At 39.8% G+C, this 382-nt stretch carries 1 pseudogene; it reads left to right on the top strand.

The annotated features are described in order from the left end of the window. A pseudogene (locus tag HC176_RS17405) lies at positions 1–382 on the top strand (S9 family peptidase); the annotation flags it as partial.

Here is a 382-nt window from a genome sequence, read left to right as displayed (position 1 = left end):
AAGACCGTTACAGCGGGATCATTTGGGGAGACAAAAATACAGCAATTGCAATGGATTACTGGTGGAATACCCGAAATACCCGCACTTATGTCTTTGATCCCTCAAACAGCAAAAAAGCACCTAAGATCCTTTTTGATAGAAACTATCAGGATCGTTACAGCGACCCCGGAAGCTTCGTAACAGAAAAGAATGACTACGGACAGTATGTGCTTAAACTGTCAAAAAATAATACCTTTTTAATGGGAGATGGATTTACGCCGGAGGGTCAATTTCCATTTGTTGACAAACTGGATCTTAAATCAGGAGAAACCGATCGTCTTTATCAGTCAAAATATAATGACAAGAAAGAGACTTTGGTAGATGCCCTGAATATTGAAGAAGG

This window comes from Tamlana crocina, from assembly GCF_012037625.1.
Note: the sequence above shows the minus strand (reverse complement) of the source record. Positions and strands in the feature narration are given on the sequence as shown.